A 19664-nucleotide genomic window follows, 5' to 3' on the forward strand; every position below is an offset into this window, starting at 1 on the left:
AGCATGGCCGACCGGTGGGCACTCGCTCCGGCCGAGGACGGTGGCGTGGAACTCGCCCCCCTCGGTCCCGACGGGCTGCCCACCGGTCCGGTGCTGCGGGAGGCGGACCTGGCGCGGGCCGTGCGCGAGCGGCCCGACGTCACCCGCTGGGTCTGGCGTTCCACGGCCGAGGTGTATCCGCGTCTGCTCGCCACGGGGGTGCGAGTGGAGCGGTGCTACGACGTCGAGGACGCCGAGACCCTCCTCCTGGGTCACGAGGGGCGCTCCGGCGAGCCCCGCTCGGCGGCCGCCGCGCTGGCCCGGCTGCGCGGCGGCCCCGTACCGGCCGACCCGCCGCAGCGCTCGGCCGCGCCCGGCGCGCAGTCCTCGCTGTTCGAGGCGCAGGACACCGCCGTCCGGCTGCCGCTCGAAGACCTCCTCGCCGTCTACGCCGAGCAGCAGCGGCGGCACGAGCGGGCCGAGCATCCGGCGCGGATGCGGCTGCTGACGGCGGCCGAGTCGGCGGGGATGCTGGTGGCCGCCGAGATGAACCGGTCCGGGCTGCCGTGGAGCGCGGAGGTGCACCGCGCGGTCCTGCACGACCTGCTCGGCGAGCGGTACGCGGGCGGAGGCGAGCCGCGGCGGCTGGCCGAGCTGGCCGACGAGGTGTCGGCCGCCTTCGGGCGCCGGGTCCGCCCCGACCTGCCCGCCGACGTGGTCAAGGCCTTCGCGCAGGCCGGCATCCGGATCAAGTCGACCCGGCGCTGGGAGATCGAGACCCTGGACCACCCTGCCGTGAAGCCGCTGATCGAGTACAAGAAGCTGTACCGGATCTGGGTGGCTCACGGGTGGTCCTGGCTCCAGGACTGGGTAAGGGACGGGCGGTTCCGGCCGGAGTTCCTCGCGCACGGCACGGTCACCGGGCGCTGGGTGACCAACGGCGGGGGCGCGCTCCAGATCCCCAAGGTCATCCGGCGGGCCGTGGTCGCCGACCCGGGCTGGCGGCTCGTCGTCGCCGACGCCGACCAGATGGAGCCGCGCGTGCTGGCGGCGATCTCCCGCGATCCCGGGCTGATGGAGGTCGCCGGGCGGGAGAGCGACCTCTACCAGTCCGTCTCCGACCGCGCCTTCTCCGGCGACCGCGCCCAGGCGAAGCTCGCCGTCCTCGGCGCGGTCTACGGCCAGACCTCCGGGGACGGCCTGAAGAACCTCGCGGCACTGCGCCGTCGCTTCCCGCGCGCGGTGGCGTACGTCGACGACGCGGCCCGGGCCGGCGAGGAGGGGCGGCTCGTGCGGACCTGGCTCGGCCGGACCTGCCCACCGGCGACCGGGTCGGGGGACGAGGGCACGGAGGAGGCCGGCATCCCCGTCGACTCCGGCGGCCTCGGCGATTCCGGCGGCCCGGGCGGTCCCGGTGGTCCCGGCGGTCCCGGCGGGGAGGACGAGACCTCAGCCGACCGGCAGTGGGTGCCGGGGTACGCCTCGACCAACGCACGCGCGCGGGGCCGGTTCGCCCGCAACTTCGTCGTCCAGGGCAGCGCCGCCGACTGGGCGCTGCTGCTTCTCGCCGCGCTACGGCGCACCTGCGCGGGGATGGCGGCCGAGCTGGTCTTCTTCCAGCACGACGAGGTGATCGTGCACTGTCCGCAGGAGGAGGCCGAGGCGGTCGTCGCCGCGATCCAGGAGGCGTCCGGCCTGGCCGGGCGGCTGACGTTCGGGGAGACGCCGGTGCGGTTTCCGTTCACCACGGCGGTGGTGGAGTGCTATGCCGACGCGAAGTGATCAGCTCCGGCCCACTCGGCGTTTCACGAGTTCGCGAGTTCACGATTCGCGAGTTCAGGGGCGAAGTCCCGTACCAGGTCGTGCGGGGTGCAGTGACCGTAGTGGCTGTCTGCGTGCCGGTGAGGTCGACGAGGGTATGGACCGGGTCCGGACCCGGCCCTGCTCCCCGTTCCGCGCCGGCCCCGTACTGGTCCGACAGCCCGACGGCCCGACGGCCCCTCAGATGATCGGCGGCCTGCCCAGCCGGGTCAGCCGCCACACCGTCGCCCACTTCATGGGCCGCCGAAGTCCGGCCGGCTTGCGCACGCCCTCGGCGAACCCGCCGAACCAGGCCTTGAGACCGCCGAGCGAGCGGGTGCGCAGAAGGGTGACGACGATCCAGACGCCCAGGTGGACGGGGATGAGAAGCAGCGGAAGGTTGCGCCGGACCAGCCAGACCCGGTTTCGGGCCGTGACGCGGTGGTATATCGCGTGCCGGGCGGGCGAGGTCTTCGGGTGCTGGAGCAGCAGCTCGGGCGCGTAGAGGATCTTCCAGCCGGCGTCGGTGGCCCGCCAGGCCAGGTCGGTCTCCTCGTGCGCGAAGAAGAACTCGGCGGGCCAGTCGCCGGTCTCCGCGAGCATGGCCATGCTCAGGGCGTGGCCGCCGCCGAGGAAGCCGGTGACGTACCCGCCCTGCATCGGGTCCGAGGCGCCGACGCGCGGTACATGCCGACGCTGGGTCTCGCCGTGCTCGTCGGCGATACGGAAGCCGACGATGCCGAGGCGCGGATCGGCGGTGTACAGGTCGCGTACGCGGCTCAGCACGCCGGCGTCGACGAGCAGCCCGTCGTCGTCCAGTTCGACCACGACGTCCACGTCGCCGTACTCCCGCAGGCGGGCGAGGGCGACGTTGCGGCCGCCGGGGCAGCCGAGGTTCTCGTCGACGTCGATCGTGGTGACCTCGCCGGGCAGGAAGAGGCGCTGGGCGAAGTCGGGGAGTTCGCAGCCGTTGCCGACGATCACGATGCGGGCGGGCGCCAGGTCCTGCTTGGCCACCGACTCCAGCAGCGCGTCGACCTCGGCGGGCCGGTTGCCCATGGTCACCACGGCCACGGCGATCCTCGGTCCCGCCACATCCCCGATGTCCGCCACGTCCCCGATGTCCGTCACGTCCACCACGTCCCTCACTCCGTCCTGCCCTCGACGCGACCGCGTCCCGTCCACGCGCGGGCCGTCGTTCACCTAGATGTTGCCTCAGGTGCGGGCGTTGCTCCGACGCCGCCTCATTTTGCTTCCCTTTTATGCCGGTTCTGCCTAAGCCCGCTCCGCCGATCCGGCCCCGGCCGCGCCGGTTCGGTATACGTCGGCTCCGGACGCGTCGGCTCCGGATGCGTCAGCTCCAAATGCGTCGGCTCCAAATGCGTCGGCTCTGAATACGTCGGCTCCGGGCACGTCGGTTCAGCCGCGTCGGTTTTCCCTGCGTCGGACGAACTTGACCCCCGACCAGTCCTCCCCCAGCGCGGCGACCTTCACATCCACGACGCCGAGGGGGAGGAAGAGGTCGCGGAGGGCGTTCTCGGTGATGTCGCTGACATGTCCGGCCGCCTTGCGGGGCCAGGCGATCCAGAGCATGGCGTCGTCGGCGAGGTCGCGGACGAGGGCCGGGGCCTCGGCGGCGAGGTCGGCATGGGCGCGGTAGAAGGCCACGGTGAGGTCGGCGTCACGGGGGCCGCCCGGGGCGAGGTGGACGCCGTCGGGGAGCCCGGGAACCTCCCACCCGGCCGGTGCGTGGCGCAACCGCACCCGGTGGCCGGGCTTGACGCCGAGTTTCCTGGCGAGGGGGGTGCCGGAGTAACCGCCGGTCGCGGCCGAGTCGCGCACGGGCTCACCGTAACCTCGGACCGGACCCGCCCCCGGTCGGAATCACCTCACCTGGAGGAAAGCCGTGCCCTTCCGCTGTGCCGTACTCGACGACTTCCAGAACGTCGCGACGACCCTCGCCGACTGGTCGGTGCCGGCCTCGGGCGAGGAGGTGGAGGTCGTCTCCTTCACCGAGCACTTCGGCGACGAGGACGCGCTCGCCGTGGCACTCGCCGACTTCGACTGTGTGGTCACCTTGCGGGAGCGCGTCCCCTTCCCGGCGTCGCTGCTGGACCGTCTCCCCCGGCTGCGCCTGCTGATCGCCTCCGGCATGCGTAATTCGGTGATCGACTACGCGGCGGCGAAGGCGAACGGCGTGACGGTGTGCGGTACGGAGAGCTCCTCGACTCCGCCGGTCGAGCTGACGTGGGCGTTGCTGCTGGGCCTCGCGCGCGGGCTGGTGCAGGAGAGCACCGCTCTGCGGGAGGGCGGGCCGTGGCAGTCGACCGTCGGCGCGGACCTGCACGGGCGGCGGCTCGGACTGCTGGGCCTGGGGAAGATCGGGAGTGCGGTCGCCCGGGTGGGCCTCGCCTTCGGCATGGAGGTGAGCGCCTGGAGCCAGAACCTGACGGCGGGTCGGGCGGCGGAGGTGGGCGTACGGTTGGCCGCCTCGAAGGAGGAGCTGCTCGCCGAGAGCGACTTCGTGTCGATCCACTTCCCCCTGAGCGACCGCACCAGGGGACTGCTCGGCCCCGCCGAACTGGCTCTGCTCAAGCCGACGGCGTACCTGGTGAACACCTCGCGGGCGGCGATCGTCGACCAGGACGCGCTACTGGCGGCGCTGCGTGAGGGCCGTATCGCGGGCGCGGGGGTCGACGTCTTCGACGTGGAACCCCTCCCCGCCGACCACCCGATGCGAACGACTCCCCGCCTCCTGGCCACTCCCCACCTCGGGTACGTCTCCCGGGCGAACTACGAGCGGTACTACGGACAGGCGGTGGAAGGGATACGGGGGTATCTTGCGGGGGCGCCGGTGCGGGTACTGGGGTAAGTCGGCCGGGCGTGTGATCAACGAGCTACGCCGCGTTCAGTTCGCACCACACGAGTTTGCCCCGGTGGCCCATGCGGGACAGCGGCTGCCAGTGCCAGAGGTCGGAGCAGGCCCGCACCAGGGCCATACCCCGGCCGTTCTCCGCTTCGGTCAGGTCCTCCAGCCGGCGCGGTGGCTCGGGCGGCTCGGGGTCCGCGTCCCAGGCGCCGATCTGAAGAACGCCGTCCCGGAAGCGAAGGCGCAGGCAGGCGGGGCCCTTGGTGTGCAGTACGGCGTTCGAGACCAGCTCCGAGGCGAGCAGCTCCGCTGTGTCGACCAGGTGGATCAGGCCGTACAGGGTCAGGATCAGACGCAGGGTGCGGCGGCAGACGGTGACGGCACGGGGGTCACTGGGGATGTAGAGGGAGTACTCCCAGGAGTCGGCCTCAGGCATGGGTCAGCTCCACAGGTGGGGGGGTGGAATGTGCGCGCGGTGGCATTGCCTCAGCCGTCCCGGCAGGACGGAGCGGTGCGCTTCCGCAGCGTGTGCGTTGCGTCACCGACGGTAGACCTGGATTTCCAGGTTCAGCAAGCCGGTCCCGTAATCTGACCCCGAACGAGTCGCGCTCACGGGCGCGTTGGGAGGAGTGACCCATGGGCCTGAGGCGCGAACCGACGGCACGTCAGGTGCGCTTGGCGGTGGAGCTGCGCAGGCTCCGTGAAGCGGCCGGCCTCAAGGCCCGGGAGGCGGCGGCCCTGCTCGGGGTGAGCTCCACCCAGATCAACCAGATCGAGTACGGCCAATCAGGCGTGAGTGAAAAGCGGTTGCGGAGCCTGGCCGCGCATTACGCGTGCATGGACGAGGCGTTCATCGACGCCCTGGTGGCGATGGCGACCGATCGAACGCGAGGCTGGTGGGAGGAGTACCGGGGCCGACTGCCTTCGGCATTCCTGGACCTGGCCGAGTTGGAGCATCACGCCACGTATCGGGCCGACGTGGAATGCCTGCACGTACCCGGCCTTCTGCAAACGGAGGAGTACGCCCGCGCGGTGTTCGCGTATCGGGTGCCTGAACTACCCGCCGACGACCTGGCCTTGCGGGTGGCACACCGCATGCAACGCAAGGCGATCATCGAGCGGGCGGATCCCGTCCCGTACGAGGCGGTGATCCACGAAGCGGCACTACGCATCCGGGTCGGCGACCGCGCCGCCGCCCGTGCCCAACTCACCCACATCCTGGACCTGTCCGAGGTGGACCACGTCACTGTGCGGGTGATCCCCTTCGACCGCGACGGCTTCGCAGGAGCTTGGAACACCATGACGCTGACAGGCGGAGCGGTGCCCAAGCTGGACTCGGCGCAGCGTGACGGGCCGGAAGGTACGGCCCTCGTCGATTCCGAAGCTCAGCTCGGCGCCCTTCGAACGCTCTTCCGTAAGCTGAAGGCGGAATCGCTGGAGCCCGGAGCCTCGCGCGACTTCATGAGCAGGCTGGCGAAGGAACTGTGAGGCGCACTGTGACCACTCCCGGCAACTGGCAGAAGTCGTCCTTCTCCGGAGGCTCCGACGGCAACAACTGCCTCGAACTCACCGCCACCCCCGCCGCCCTCCACCTCCGCGAGAGCGACAGGCCCACCACGATCCTGACCACGACCCCGGCCGCCCTCGCCCAGTTCCTGGCCGGCATACGCCGGCTCGGTACCCCCATCACGTCAGAACACGCGGACGCTGGTGGCGTTGTCCCAGAGCATGTCGGCGTTCGGGCCGCCGACAGAACCCCTGCCGTTCCCGTAGTAGACGAACACCTGATAGTCGATGGGCCGCAGGAGGTCGGAGAGTCCGTCGCCGTTCACATCGCCCGTCGCGATCACCGGCTCGTCGCTGGGCCAGGCGTAGGGCAGCTTCTTGCGCGGCACGAAGCCGCCCTTGCCGTTGCCCGCGTACAGCCACAGCGCACGTGATCCGTCGCGGGCCACCAGGTCGCTCTTGCCGTCGCCGGTCATGTCGCCCGGTGAGACCATCCGGTTCAAGGCGTTCCAGCCACTGCCGGCGATCTTGCGGGCGCCGAAGACGCCGTTGCCCGTGCCCGGGTACAGCCACAGCTTTCCGGCAGTGTCGCGGGCCAGCAGATCCCTGCGGCCGTCGCCGGTCAGGTCTCCGGCCGCGCTGATCTCGCGCATGGTGTTCCAGCCGCCGCCGACCTTCTTCCGCCTCCCGAAAGTGCCATCGCCCCGTCCCGGGTAGAACCACAGCACCCCGGTCCTGTCCCGGGCGAAAAGGTCCTCCTTGGCGTCCCCGTTGTAGTCACCGTGCCGGACCAGTTGCGTCATGGCGTTCCAGCCGCTCCCGACGAGCTTCCCCTTGGTGCTCCCGTCGGCATTGCCGATGCCCGAGAGGAACCACAGCCGGCCGTCCGCCGCGCGCTCCAGGAGATCGGGACGTCCGTCGTTGTTCAGGTCCCCGAAGCGGGCCACGTCGGGCAGTCCCTCCGGCCGCTTCTCCTCCGGTTGGCGGTACCAGTCCATCCAGGGGACGCCCTGGACGGCCTCGTACTCGGTGGTGGCGACCCGGATCGAGCTGATCTTGTTGTCGAACGCACCGCCGAACGCACCGCCGGTGAGCTCGATGGCCCCGTTGTGCGGGCTGATGAACAGCGTGTCACCGCCGGTGTACTTGGCGCCGGTGTACGCGACCGCCCACTTCCCGCTGTTGTTGACCAACGACGAGGTTTTGTTGTCGAAACCGCCCAGGGCGGCCTGACTCGACGGGACGATCTTCATCTCGCCCTTGTACTGGCCGTACTGGAAGAGGCACAGCTTCCCCGAGGGGCAGCGGGCCGAGTTGTCCGCGGCCGCCGCCTGCGGGGCGGTGCCGGCCAGCGTGGCCATGGACGCGGCGAGGGCCACCGCGGCACCGAGGGTTCGCCGGGTGGCGGTAGGTCCGAGCGACGGGAGCGCGCACGGGGTACGTCGGCCCAGGGAAATGCGAAGCATGAATCGGTCTCCGTTCGGTCCGGCAGGATCGGGCCCGGCAGTACCGGCCCGGAAGCAGTCGGGATCAGTCGGTGAGGTGCGATGCGACCTCGGGCGGCAGCGGTCCCGCGTGCCGGTCAGAAGACCAGGACGCTCGACTGGAGGCTGCCGAAGAGCTTCGCGGCCTTGACGCCGCCGTCCGCCGCGCCGGTCCCCGGGTAGACGCGCAGCGAGGCCTCGCGCGGGGCGTGTGCGATCAGGTCCGGCCGGCCGTCACCGGTCATGTCGCCCAGGCCGACGAGCTCGGTGAACCCGTTCCAGCCGGCTCCGATGAGTTTGCGGGTGCCGAAGCCGCCCTTGCCGTTGCCGGGGTAGAACCACAGCTTCCCGGCGGTGTCCCGGGCCACGAGGTCGGCTCGCTTGTCGCTGTTCATGTCGCCCGCGCCGACAAGCTCGTTCATGACCTTCCAGCCGCCGCCGACCTTCTTCCGCGTCCCGAAGGAACCCTTGCCGGCGCCTGGATACGCCCACAGGGTGCCCGTACGGTCGGCGGCGAGCAGATCGGCCCTGCCGTCGCCCGTCAGATCACCTGCGGCCGCGAGGTCGCGCATGGTGTTCCAGCCGCCGCCGACCCGCACCCTCGTGCCGAAGGTCCCGTCGCCCCGGCCCGGGTAGAACCACAGCACCCCGGTCCTGTCCCGGGCGTACAGGTCCTCCTTGGCGTCCCCGTTGTAGTCACCGTGCCGGACCAGTTGCGTCATGGCGTTCCAGCCGCTCCCGACGAGCCGGGCACCGCTCCCGCTGCCGTACGCGTGGGATGTCCACAGCTGCCCGAACTTGTTACGGGAAAAGACGTCGGCGTACCCGTCGCCGTTCACATCGCCGAAGGCCCCGTGCGCGGGAAGTACGGCGGGCCTGGGCTTCGGTTCGTTGTCCCACTGGAAGGTCGCGTACCGGCTCTCACCCGCGCAGAACTGGTCCGCTTCGGGCCCCAGGTCGAGCGAGCTGACCGTGTTGTCGAGCTCGGGCGTCGCGCTCTCGTCGAAAGAGCCCTGCCCCGGGTAGTAATGGGAGGCGCCGTCCCGCGGATCGAGCCCCGCGGCGAGGGTGAAGCACACCGGCCAATCCGTGTAGTTCGCGTAGGAACTGATGCGGTTGTCCCACGCGCCGAGGTTCAGCGCGCTGCCTTTGACGACCAGCATCTGCCCCTTGCCCAGCGGATCGCTGAAGACACAGAGGCTGCCCCATGAGCAGCGGTCGTACCCGCTCGCGGCCTGGGCGGGCACGGTGACGCCGGTCGCGATGATTCCGGCTGCGACACCGGCCGTCAGGGCGCCACGAAGGGCACGCGAAGAAGTCGGACGCACTCAGTTTCCCCCGGGGTGCGCTATGTCCGGGGCGCGCGTGCGCGCATGCCTCGAACACGTGAATGTTGTGTGCATGATAGACACACCGCGACCCTCGAACACACACAAATCTCACCGGGCCTCGGGGTCCCCATGGGCTTCTCCAGACCGAGCCAGGGCGCCAAGAAGTTTCATATGTGACAAACCATCACACCCGTGGCGGCTTCCCCCTGCCCGGCCGCTCCCCTCTGGTCGAAGTACTGCACTTCGTCACCAGGAGGGCTCCATCCGGCCGACCCGACTCCCTCCCCTCTCAGAGGAGAACCCGAGCGAATGAACCTGTGTCGCTCCGGCTCGATGCCGGGCATTTCCGGCTCGACCAGGGGGACGTGGTTGTTGGCCAAGCACTTCCCCGCCCGTCGACACTCGACCAGAAGGCACGACGAGTTACTCCTCCGCTTCCTCCTGCCATCTCTGAAAGGTAGGCACCGTTTCGAAGAATTCCACAGAGAAGAACGGGCAGGTCAATGTCCGGTCGAGAAGACCCAGAAGGATCTCTGGGGCCGATTGTTGAAGCAACTGAAAGCTCAGCTGTCCCGCTTCGACGATGAGCGTGGGCCATTCATCGGGCACACCCGAAGGAATATAGAAGACGTAGTCTGCATTATCCGTGACTCCCCACTGGATCATGCTGGACGGATCGAGTTCGAATTCATCCAACACTGCCCGGATTTCGGGGATGCGTTTCCCCGAAAGTATTTGAGTGGCCTTTTGGCTGCGTGCCCGGATATCCAGCCAGGTGTTGGGACAACCGTCGTCGTAGATCCAGAAGAAGTCGTTGAAACAACCCGGTCCGTAGACCTCCAGCAGTTCAGCGTGGCTGGAGGGCAGCACCATGGTTCCACCGTCCGGTTCCGCCCCGGCGGCGTAGCCGGGGCGGACGTGTTTGACGGGTGGAGGTGGACACAGGTTGACGAGTGCGTCCAGTGCGCTCATGACCGTCCTAGAAGTTCGGGATCAGTTGGCATACGGGCCGAGGTCGTCACGACCCAATGTGATCAAGCCCGGTAGCGGGAACGAGCCATCAACCGGAGTTTCCGAAGGGTTCAGAGACAGCCTGCTTCTGGAACGCGATGACCTCACGGCACCGGGCGTTCTCCAACTCCGCCTCAAGGCTGCAGACCGGAACATCCTCACGGTCGAGCACTGCCTCGTAGCAGAAGCCCAGAACGCCGTACAGGACTTCTCCACTCAGCCCTTCGGGTGTATCGCTGCATGCGAGAAGCGCCGAAAGCATCTGCGATGCGCCGTATTCCTCCGCGATTTCGTCGAGTTCCTCGTACTGATCGAGCACTTCCTCCGGGAGCGTGCTCTTCTCCCGGCCCGAGCGGAGATCCTCGTGCCCCTGTCTCAGCCCCTCGCCAAGATAGTCGCGAGCGAGTACAGGGGCAGCACCCGTCGCGCAGTACGAAAGATGCTTTCATGTACTCCACACCTGGCCGTGACCGGGCCGGGGCGCGGACGAAACAGACTCCAGCGCGGCCAGCAGTGCCTCCCTGACATACAGGACGGACGACATGGACCTGATCAACCTGTCTGACGGCAGCAACAGTTTCCGGCTGCATCTTCTGGGCCGCCACAAGCCCGGAATCCTCCCGGAGCATGACTTGATGGATGCGGAAATAATCGTGGACAGCGATTTCCTCAGCGGTCGATTTCCTGTCCACTTCTTCCTCTCGGATCTGACGTCATGGTCCTTGGCCCTGGAGTCTCTGGAAAATGGCCAGAACGCCGAATGGCTGGACATGGGGAACGGGTCCACGCTCAGGATCGAAAGCGCGAGAAGCGACGATGACGACTCGACAGTGACCATCGAGGACACCTCCGGCTCAGGCATGACAGTCATCATTCCAATGGCCCTGGATACCGGCTGGGCCCGGGCACAGCGCGAGCACCTCGACCAAACACTGAAGGCTTGGCCCATGGAAGTAACGGAGACATCACCTGGGTCCTACCAGTGGAAGAGCTGAGCATTTACTGGAATCGAATTCCATGTGATCAACGAATTGTGGGGGCAGGGCCAGCACGCCGGCCCTGCCCCCACGAAATTCATCGACTCATCGTCATTGCATGAATGTCCGACCCATAGACCAACCGGTGTCGTCAAATGCCTCGATTGTCACCGCGAAGGCGATATTGCTGCCTGAGCGATAGTGTGGCGTCGCCGAATACATGATGGTATTCCCGCTGCCCGATCCGACATACGCGGCGATCTCCTTCTCGAACTCATTCATGACGCCGTTGTCAATGGCCTCGGTCGTCCTGACGATATTCTCCCTTGTCGTCCCTGATCCCCCCAGGGCCCTTGGCAGAAGATGGCCGCGAGCGTCTCCGTTGGCTCCGCTCACAAAGCCCGGCAGATCCTTCCCCATCCTCTGGGTCGCCTTGGACCCGGTGCCCAGCATCGAGGGAGTGACGATCGCGACGACTCCGGACCTGCGCCCATCCGCGTCGATGCTTCCGTAGTCGATCTCGCCGCCGCCCTGGCCGGTCGGACAGGCGCTGGTGTTGTGAACCAGTACGGACGTGGCACCCGACACCACGTAGTACGTGTGCAGGACACTGACCGTCAGGTTGTGGACGGTGGCGTCGGATGCCGTCCAGCGCTCGAGGTCCGTGATCTGGACGCGCGTGCCCGCGCCCGTCTGCAACCACTCGCCGGTGCGAAGATCCGTCGCGTCTATCCATTCACCGAGTTCAGGGACCCAGAAGGGGTGCCCTTCGGTCGCGGTGACCTCGGCGGTCCTGGAACCCTTCGTGCCGTCCACGTCGATGGTGACCCTGACCAGATGCTTCACGCCCTGGCCCTTGATCTCGGCGGTGACCGTCTCCACCCGGGTCTCGCCCGTCTCCGGGTCGGTCGCCAGGACCTTGTCGCCGACCTTGACGTCCTTGATCGCCTTGGTCGAGCCGTCGGCCATCAGGACCTTGGTGTCCGGCGTGAAGCTGTTGCAGGTGCCGCCCTCACCACCCGAGCCCCCGCCGCCCGAGTCCTCCTTGCCCGACCCGCTCCGCGACCCGCCCGACTTGTTCTCGGCCTTGCCGCCGCCCGAGGAGCCCTTGTGCTGGGCCTGCGTGCGGGCCTTGACCTGGACCGGGTTGCCTCTGGCTCCCTTCGAGCCTGTGTGGGCCTTTTTCTTGACCGCCGCGGCGGCTCGCTTGGCTGCCTCTCTCGCCTTGCGTTTGGCCTCGGCCGCGGCCGCCTCCGCGGCCTTCTTCGCCTTCAGCAGCGCGACCTTGGCGGCCTTGGCCGCCTTCATGCCGATCTCGGCGGCGCGCTTCGCCGCCCGGAAGGCCTTGACCGCGCTCATCGTGCCCTTGAAGGCACGCCACATCTTCTTGCCCTTGGAGAAGACGCTGGTCCACGGGATGGCGTCCATCAGGAGGCTGCCGCAGGCCCACAGGTCGCCCTGGGTGAAGCAGCCGACCACGTCGTTCCAGCCGATGAACTCCTTGAACACGGCCCAGCCGGTCGCCAGGATCACATCGCCGATCGAGCGGTTCAGTGTCTTCTGGTACTCGGCCATCTTCGCGTCCAGCGCCGCGATCGAGGCGTCGAAGCTGGATGCCGAGGAGGTCAGACCGGACGGGTCGGCGTGGGTCACCGGGCTGTTGTTGGCGTACGAGTAGCCGTTGGCCTGGAGCGGATCGCTGTCGTCCAGGACCGGGTCGGCCGAGATGAAGCGGCCCGTCCCGGGGTCGTACTCCCGGGCGCCCATGTGCGTCAGGCCGGTCTCGTTGTCCTCGTCGCCCGTGTGGAACCCGGTGTGCGTGCGCGGTCCGAGGTTCGCGGCGCGGTCCTCGCCCCACGGGTCCCGCTTCGTGGTGCGCACGGTCATGCCGGCGTCGAAGCGGACCTCCGCCACCGGGGTGCCGTTGAGGTCGGTCGCCTGGGCGAACAGGTACTCGGCGACACCGGCCGCGGTGTTGCTGCCCTCGCGGTAACGGGTCACCGCAGGGCCGCCGATGCCCGCGTAGGTGCGCTCGGTGTAGCGGGTCTTGCCTGCGGTGGTCAGCGAGACCTTGGTGTCGGGCAGGTTCAGCACCGCGCCGGCGGTGGTGCGCTCCAGCAGGCGGTTGCCCATCGCGTCGTAGACGTAGGTCGTCTTGGAGGCGGGCTTCCACAGCTGGGTGGCGACGGTCGAGTTGCAGGCCGCCAGGGTGAGGTCGGTGCCGGCCGTCGACGCGGGGGCGGACAGACACAGGCCCGACGAGTGCTTGATCTGTCCCGTGCTCAGGGTCTCCCAGCGCTGCGCCGTGGCGGTGGCCGCCACCGTGGTGTCGCAGACCTGCATGAGGACCGCCGAGCCCGCCGCGGTGCCGGTCGGCTGGGCGCAGACCCCACCGGCGACGAGCTGGCCGATCGCCGTGTTCTCGACCGTGCCGTTGTTGTCGGCGTCGGTGGCCTTGAGGCGGAAGTTCTGTGCCTTGCTGCCGTTGCAGACGTAGATCTGGACGGCGGTGCCCGCGGCGTTGCTGCCGTTGGACAGGTCCAGGCACATGTCGCCGGTGCCCACCCAGGCGCCCGAGCCGTCCGCGCCGAAGCCCGTCACGGACTCGACCTTGCCGTCCCAGGTCCAGGTCAGGGCCTGGGCGGTGTCGCCGCCCGTGCTGCGCTTCTCCAGTTCGCCGGCGCTGTCGTACGTCTGGTCCGAGCGGGTCTTGACCGCCGCCCCGGCCGCTGTCGTCGACGTCGTGGTGTACGAGGTGAGGGTGTGCGGCTGGTCGTTCTTCGCGGTGTCGCTGGTGCCGTAGGCGTAGTCGGTGACGACGTCGCCCTTGCTGTCACGCACCCCGGCCGTGATGGTCGGGGTGGCCTGGTACGCCGTCTTCTTGGTGCGGTTGCCCAGGACGTCGTATTCGTACGACTGCCAGTAGCCGGAGTTGTTGGCGGAGACGTTGACCTTGCCGTCGGGATAGACCGGCTCGGCGGTGGTCTTGCCGGTGGCGACGCAGGCGCCGCCCGGCGTCGTCCACGCCTCCTTCAGCTGACCGAGCGCGTCGTACTTGAAGCACTGCTGGTCGGTCGTCGTGCCCATGCGGTCGGCGACGGACAGGACGTTGCCCGAGGCGTCGTAGGAGTAGGAGCGCTTGCTCACCTCGCTGCCGGGGACGAGGGTCGTGTCGGGGGTCGAGGTCTCCCGGATCAGCCTGCTGGTCCGCAGCTCGCCGGTGGACTCGTCGAGGGTGTTCTCCTGCCACAGGCGGCGACCCACCTCGCCCACCGTCGCGCGCAGCACCTGCCCGTACGGCGAGTAGGACGTCTCGGAGGCGTACCAGTCCTTGCCGGAGACCGTGGTCGGCAGGCCGGCCTCGTTGTAGCGGGTGATCACGGCTTCGGCGTCGAGGCCGCCGGCCGCCGGGGCGGTGTACTTCTCCAGCTGGCCGTCGGCGTTGTAGGCGTAGGAGTACGTGTACTGGGTGGCGAAGCCTTCGGCGGTCAGGCCCGCGGTCGAGCCGGGCGGCAGCGCCGTGGTCATCGCCGTCGGCTGGTAGTCGGCCGTGTAGCCGCCGACGCTGGTGGTGTACGCCTTGCCGTCGTTGAGGCGGGTGGCCGAGGACAGCTGGCCCTTGCCGCCGGGTGCGGCGTCGTAGGCGTAGGTCTGCGCGACGGTCGCGGTGGTGGAGCCCTTCGGCGTGACCTTGACCTGCTCGACGCGGTTCAGGCGCTCGTAGGTGTACGAGACGGTCTGGCCGCGGGCGTCGGTCGCCTTGTCCACGCGGCCGAACGCGTCGTAGTCGGTGTGGGCGGCGCCCGCGTCCGGGTCGGTGGTGTCGGTGACCCGGCCCAGCGCGTCGTACTTCCAGGTGCGGGTGTTGCCGACGTCGTCGGTGCTGGTCACCATGTCGCCGCGGACGTCGTACTCGTAGGTCGTGGTGATCGCGCCGGCCTCGGTCAGCGCGGTGTCGCCGAAGGTGTCCTGGCGGGTGGTGCGGCCCAGCGCGTCCGTCCACACCCGGGAGGCGGGCGTGCCCTGCGGCTGGCGGACGACCGTGTAGTCGAGGCCGTACTCGTAGCGGGTGCGGCGGTCCGTGGTCTGCACGTCCTTGCCGGCGTTGGTGAACTTCTCGCCCGTCTGCGGGTAGGAGCTGTGCACCGGGGTGACCGTCAGGACGCGGCCCAGGCCGTCGTACGTGTACGAGGTGGCGTTGGGGACCAGCGCCTCGGAGTCGGGGGCGACCAGCTTGGTGTCCGGGTCGCCCTCCATGTAGTACGCGTTGCGGGTGTAGCGCACCTGGCCGGAGCTGTTGTGCAGGGTGTCGGTGACCAGTCGGCCGCCGTCCACCGCGGGGGTCTGGGTCTGGCGTTCGCGGCCCAGGCCGTCGTAGATCGTGGTCGACGACTGGTACGTGCCGTCGCCGGCGTCGGTGCTCGGGTTGCCCGAGAGGGACTCGGTGACCACGGACACCGGCTTGTCCGAGTCGATGTTGTAGGTGTATCTGACCGTCGGGTCGTCCGTCGCGGCCTGGGTGGCGTCCCAGGCGGCGACGGCGCGGCCGAGCGGGTCGTACTCGTACGACTCGACGCGGTTGTTGGCGTCGGTCGACCTGATGGTGACACCGCGGCCGGGCTCGAGGGTGGCGATGTCGGTGAAGCCGGTCTCCACCCCGTCGACGACCTTGCTGCCGGTGACCGTGTCGATCCGGTAGACCTGGCCGCTGTCCGGCGTGTACTTGGTCGTGTCGACGACGCCGGTCGGGTCGGTGGCCTTGACGACGCGGCCGAGCGGGTCGTACTCCATCCGCGACTCGGGGTTGGCCGTCTCCCAGCCCGTGCCGGTGCCGGTCGGCGCGACCGTCCGGGTCACCAGGCCCTTGGTGGGTGCTGCGGTGTGCGAGGTGGCGCCGTCGTAGTACATGCGCGAGGCGCTGACCAGGGTCGAGGCGGTGGCGCTGGAGAGGTCGGCGGAGCAGGTGGTCGTGCCGGTGGTGGTGACGGTCTGGGCGACCAGGCCGACGAGGTAGGTGTCGCCGTCGGTGTTGTGCGTGTACGAGGTCGCGGTGCAGGTCTCGTCGCCGGTGACGGCCGTGTCGCCGAACTCGCGGACCTTGGTGGGCAGTCCGTAGGTGGCGTCGTAGTCCGTCTGGGTGGTCAGCGTGCGCAGGTAGGAGCCGTCCGGGCCCTTGACCGAGGCCTTGCTGACGGTCCTGGTCTCGCCGAGGGTGACGCGCTCGGACACGACGTCCGGGCCGTCGGTGCGCTTGCGGGTGGCCAGCCGGACCGGGGTGTCGGGGATGTTGACGGTTCGGGCGGTCCAGCCGGTCTTCGTGTCCGCGCTCGTGTCGGGGTAGGTCAGCGACTCGGCGACCATGCCGGCGTACGCCTTGCGGTCCTCCTTGAGCACCGCGCCGTTGATGTCCGTCATGTCGGAGGAGCGCTTGACGTCGTCGGACGCCTTATCCGGGGTGCTGTCGGCGAGGACGTCGTCGCTCATACCCCGGAAGTAGCGGGTGACCGACTTGGAGGCGGCGGTGCCCTCACCCGCGTCCGTCACGCCGGTGGTCGTGATGACGGTCGGATAGCCGCGCCAGTCGTCCCAGGTGCGCTTCTTGGGGCGGGAGAACTCCGACTGGTTCTTGGCCCACAGCGCGCCGTCCACGGCGTCGCCGAAGGTCTCGTACGAGTACTTCGTCACGATCTCCTTGGAGTCCGACAGACGCGGAAACTCGGTGATCTTGTCGACGACGTACTTGTGGAACCAGGAGATGCGTTTGTCCTCCAGCTCACCGTCCGCGTGCCAGTAGGCCGGGTAGCAGAGCTGGTCGTTCTTGTCGACGGCCGCCCGGGTGGCGCCGGTGAGGCACTTGTCGTCGGGGGCCTTGTAGTCGATGTGGGTGCGGCCGCCGTACTCGGAGACGACCTCCTGGATGCGCAGCCGGGCGAACACCTCGTCCGGGTCGGACGCGCTGGTCCTCACGCGGTTGGGCAGCGCGCTCTCGTTGTGACCGAAGGAGACCGGCTTGAGGGCGGCGGAGGAACCGTCGACCGCGTACCCGACCCGGCCGATGGACTCCAGCCACAGGGCGGTGTACTCGCCCGTCAGGTTCCACGGGAACGACTGCTTCAGGCCCCAGGAGTCGACCTTCGACAGCAGGGTCGTGGTGGCCGAGTCGCCCGCCAGACCGCAGGCGTTGCGCTGACCGCTCTCGTTGCCGTCGGCGTCGGAGGTGTACTCCGTGAGCCGGACGCCCTGCTCACGCTGGGCGCAGGAGTCGACCGAGACCAGGCGCTTGCGCGACCAGAAGGTCGGGGCGTACGTCTGGCACTTCTTGCCGGACTCGCAGGAGAGGTCGGCCGGGGTGTCGAACCAGGGCCGGGTCCGGTCGGACTGCTTGGAGTCGAAGTTGGCCCCCGAGCAGGCCACCTTGAAGGCGTTGTCGTCGAAGCAGCGCTCGGCGGCGTGGAAGCGCATCCGGCCGAGCGGCTCCTCGCTGAACAGGGCTCCGGCGCGCTGTCCGTAGTCGATGTGGGTCAGGTAGCCGCCCCGGTCGTACACGACCGGAGGCTTCTCCTTCATGTTCTGCGCGTAGGAGTTCTTCTCCTGCTCCCACCACAGCGTCATCGCGCTGCCGGTGGTGTCCACGACGTAGTCGAGCTGGAAGCGCCAGCCCTGGTCGCAGAAGGAGTCCTTGAACGCGGGCTTGTAGCAGGGGTCGGTGTCGTGGTTGCCGGCGACGGGCACCGACAGCACCGACTTGGTCTCCGGCTTGCCTGAGGTCCAGCCCGGCAGACGGTTGAGGCCGAAGTAGTACTGGGTGTTGTCGTCGGTGGTGACGCGCCAGAACTCGCCGTTGTCGTCACCGTTGTTCGAGCCGTCGATGCCGGTGATCCGCTTGTAGTCGGCGGCGTCGAGCAGCTCGATGCGCATGTTGTCGCCGCGGGCGCTCTTCCACTGCTTGGTGGTGTCGTCGCGTACCAGCTCGGTAGTGGTCCCGTTCAGGGACAGCACGGCGTTGTACGAGCCCCAGCACTGGTCGCCGGTGAAGTGGTCCTTGTTGTTGGCGTTCGCGGTGTCGGCGGCGCAGCCCACGAAGGTGCGGGTGATGGACCCGGGGTTGTAGTCCCAGCCCTCGCCGACCCAGGAGACCTGGTTGTTGGTGGAGGACGTACGTCCGTCCGAGGTCTGCGAGTTGTAGCTGAGGGTGACGTTGGGCGAAGGGCCGGCCGGGACCTGCGGGGCGGCCATCGTGTACGCGTAGCTGAACGCGCCGGAGGAGCCGCCGGCCGTCCAGGAGCCCGCGGACACGATCGGGCTGGCGGAGAAGTCACCGCCGGAGCCCGCGCCGTAGGAGCTGCCCACGAGGAGGCCGCCGCCGGAGGAGTCGGCGATCTGCCGTACGGCGTCGGCGGGGCGGCCGGCGTGCCAGACCGCGGAGTTCACCGTGGAGCCGTTGCCCTGGTCGACGGCGGTGCCGGCGGTCGTCGTGGACGTGGCGCCCGAGACGGTCCGCAGCGCGTCCGTGTCCAGGGTGACGTTGACGAAGGTCTCCGGCACCGGCTTGTGGTCGTCGGTGGAGCCGACGACCTCGTCGGCCGCGCCGTCCTCGCCGGAGTCCTCCTCGGAGCCCGAGGAGTCACCGGCGTCCACCGCCACGCTGACGGTCCGGCCGGTGCGCTCGACGTCGGTGGTCACCGGGACGCCGGTGGAGCACTCCTCGACATCGGGCGTCTCGGCGTAGCAGGACGGCATCAGGGTGAAGGAGAGCCGGTCGAGCCACTGGGCGCTGTAGGTCTCGGCGAGCTTGGTGGCGTCGATGGAGACGACCGCGTCGCCGGTGGCGGTGTCGGGCGCGTCGACGGCGAGCATGAAGCCCTGCGCGCCGTTGGCCACGGCCGTGTCCTCGGACGCGGCGGCGACGCTCCACTGGCCTTCGAGGGCGTCGACCTGGGCGGCGGAGGCGCCCTTGGGCGCGCCGACACCGATGGTCATGACGCCGTCGGCCGACTTGGCGACCTCGGTCGTGGTGCCGGCGGCCATGGTGTCGACGGCCTTGCTGCCGGACGCCTCCGGGACCTCGGCGACGGCCGCCGGTTCGTACGGGCTCTCCGGCTCCGTCGAGACCTGGCCGGACAGGTCCTCGAGGGCCCCGGTCAGCTCCTCGTCGACCGGCACCGGGTCCGTCTCCTGGAGCTCGGCGAGGTCGACCGGCGTACGGGTGTCGTCGGGGCCGAAGGCCTCGGCACCGGGCAGGAGGGCCACATTGAGGGCAAGGACCAGCCCGGCTATGACGCCGAGCCGGGCTCTACGACGGGCCAGGCGTTCACGCGGCGATCTCGCCAGCGAACCCCTCCCGCACCACGACAGCACCGCACGCACGGTCAATTGACCCTTTCCGAGTCATAAACCATCAGAAACATGCGGACCGATGGCACATGGTGATCAGCGAATTACAAACCGAGCACGAACATAAAGGAGCTGTGAAGATCCTCGTCAAGGTGTGCTGAATGTGTGTTAGCTATGTCACTGATCAAAACAAGACAAAGATCAGCAAAGAAACTCCCCAGGGCTCTTTACGCCGACATTGCCAACCCACCGCCTTCTCAGGGGTGTTGATCTCGCCCGGAGTAGCTGTTCATACTCCAACCGCCCAATCCGACGCGTCGCGCGCTCGTCACGGCTTGTCACCAGGCCCGAGGGCACCCCTGGAAGAGCCATG

General features: G+C 69.0%; 12 protein-coding genes and 1 pseudogene. 5 read left to right on the forward strand and 8 right to left on the reverse strand.

Annotated features, from left to right (window positions below):
* Positions 1-3: 3 nt before the first annotated feature.
* On the forward strand, positions 4-1761 hold the full coding sequence (locus ACIRPU_RS12215; RefSeq protein WP_403865283.1) for a bifunctional 3'-5' exonuclease/DNA polymerase: 1758 nt from the start codon (positions 4-6) through the stop codon (positions 1759-1761).
* A gap of 219 nt (positions 1762-1980) precedes the next feature.
* Here ACIRPU_RS12215 and ACIRPU_RS12220 read toward each other — a convergent pair whose 3' ends face one another.
* Together ACIRPU_RS12220 and ACIRPU_RS12225 are read right to left on the reverse strand one after the other, a co-directional pair.
* Positions 1981-2874, reverse strand: coding sequence for a glycosyltransferase family 2 protein (locus ACIRPU_RS12220; RefSeq protein ID WP_403866233.1), 894 nt, complete (start codon positions 2872-2874; stop codon positions 1981-1983).
* Positions 2875-3198: 324 nt separating this feature from the next.
* Positions 3199-3621, reverse strand: coding sequence for a DUF3052 domain-containing protein (locus ACIRPU_RS12225; protein WP_403865286.1), 423 nt, complete (start codon positions 3619-3621; stop codon positions 3199-3201).
* Positions 3622-3685: 64 nt separating this feature from the next.
* Between ACIRPU_RS12225 and ACIRPU_RS12230 the strand changes: the two genes are divergently transcribed.
* Positions 3686-4651, forward strand: a complete 966-nt coding sequence (locus ACIRPU_RS12230; protein ID WP_403865289.1) for a D-2-hydroxyacid dehydrogenase family protein — start codon at positions 3686-3688, stop codon at positions 4649-4651.
* 25 nt (positions 4652-4676) lie between these two features.
* Here ACIRPU_RS12230 and ACIRPU_RS12235 read toward each other — a convergent pair whose 3' ends face one another.
* Positions 4677-5084, reverse strand: a complete 408-nt coding sequence (locus tag ACIRPU_RS12235) for an ATP-binding protein (protein WP_403865292.1) — start codon at positions 5082-5084, stop codon at positions 4677-4679.
* A gap of 200 nt (positions 5085-5284) precedes the next feature.
* On the opposite strand from ACIRPU_RS12235, the gene ACIRPU_RS12240 reads away from it, so the two are divergent.
* Together ACIRPU_RS12240 and ACIRPU_RS12245 are read left to right on the forward strand one after the other, a co-directional pair.
* Positions 5285-6136 (forward strand): helix-turn-helix domain-containing protein, encoded by an 852-nt coding sequence (locus ACIRPU_RS12240; RefSeq protein WP_403865295.1) that lies wholly within the window; start codon positions 5285-5287, stop codon positions 6134-6136.
* A gap of 8 nt (positions 6137-6144) precedes the next feature.
* Positions 6145-6306, forward strand: a pseudogene (locus tag ACIRPU_RS12245) (DUF397 domain-containing protein); the annotation flags it as partial.
* Between the two features lie 33 nt (positions 6307-6339).
* Here the strand turns inward: ACIRPU_RS12245 and ACIRPU_RS12250 are convergent.
* The 4 genes from ACIRPU_RS12250 to ACIRPU_RS12265 form a co-directional block, all read right to left on the reverse strand.
* The gene (locus tag ACIRPU_RS12250) at positions 6340-7620 is read right to left on the reverse strand and encodes an FG-GAP-like repeat-containing protein (protein ID WP_403865298.1); all 1281 of its coding nucleotides are present in this window, start codon (positions 7618-7620) and stop codon (positions 6340-6342) included.
* Between the two features lie 116 nt (positions 7621-7736).
* Positions 7737-8966, reverse strand: a complete 1230-nt coding sequence (locus tag ACIRPU_RS12255; RefSeq protein ID WP_403865301.1) for an FG-GAP-like repeat-containing protein — start codon at positions 8964-8966, stop codon at positions 7737-7739.
* A gap of 426 nt (positions 8967-9392) precedes the next feature.
* Positions 9393-9941 (reverse strand): hypothetical protein, encoded by a 549-nt coding sequence (locus ACIRPU_RS12260; protein WP_403865304.1) that lies wholly within the window; start codon positions 9939-9941, stop codon positions 9393-9395.
* 88 nt (positions 9942-10029) lie between these two features.
* Entirely contained in the window at positions 10030-10299 is a 270-nt protein-coding gene (locus ACIRPU_RS12265; protein ID WP_403865307.1) for a hypothetical protein, read from the reverse strand.
* Between the two features lie 223 nt (positions 10300-10522).
* On the opposite strand from ACIRPU_RS12265, the gene ACIRPU_RS12270 reads away from it, so the two are divergent.
* On the forward strand, positions 10523-10975 hold the full coding sequence (locus ACIRPU_RS12270) for a DUF5959 family protein (RefSeq protein ID WP_403865310.1): 453 nt from the start codon (positions 10523-10525) through the stop codon (positions 10973-10975).
* Between the two features lie 93 nt (positions 10976-11068).
* Here ACIRPU_RS12270 and ACIRPU_RS12275 read toward each other — a convergent pair whose 3' ends face one another.
* Complete coding sequence (locus tag ACIRPU_RS12275) at positions 11069-19324, reverse strand: ricin-type beta-trefoil lectin domain protein (RefSeq protein ID WP_403866236.1); 8256 nt, start codon at positions 19322-19324, stop codon at positions 11069-11071.
* Positions 19325-19664: the final 340 nt, after the last annotated feature.

This window comes from Streptomyces sp. NPDC102259 (assembly GCF_044766465.1).
In the GTDB taxonomy this organism is placed as follows: Bacteria; Actinomycetota; Actinomycetes; order Streptomycetales; family Streptomycetaceae; genus Streptomyces.

Bases quoted from the DNA above. Each gene is read 5' to 3' on its own strand.
- ACIRPU_RS12215 (WP_403865283.1), top strand. From the start codon at position 4: ATGGCCGACCGGTGGGCACTCGCTCCGGCCGAGGACGGTGGCGTGGAA.
- ACIRPU_RS12235 (WP_403865292.1), bottom strand. From the start codon at position 5,084: ATGCCTGAGGCCGACTCCTGGGAGTACTCCCTCTACATCCCCAGTGAC.
- ACIRPU_RS12240 (WP_403865295.1), top strand. From the start codon at position 5,285: ATGGGCCTGAGGCGCGAACCGACGGCACGTCAGGTGCGCTTGGCGGTG.
- ACIRPU_RS12250 (WP_403865298.1), bottom strand. From the start codon at position 7,620: ATGCTTCGCATTTCCCTGGGCCGACGTACCCCGTGCGCGCTCCCGTCG.
- ACIRPU_RS12260 (WP_403865304.1), bottom strand. From the start codon at position 9,941: ATGAGCGCACTGGACGCACTCGTCAACCTGTGTCCACCTCCACCCGTC.
- ACIRPU_RS12270 (WP_403865310.1), top strand. From the start codon at position 10,523: ATGGACCTGATCAACCTGTCTGACGGCAGCAACAGTTTCCGGCTGCAT.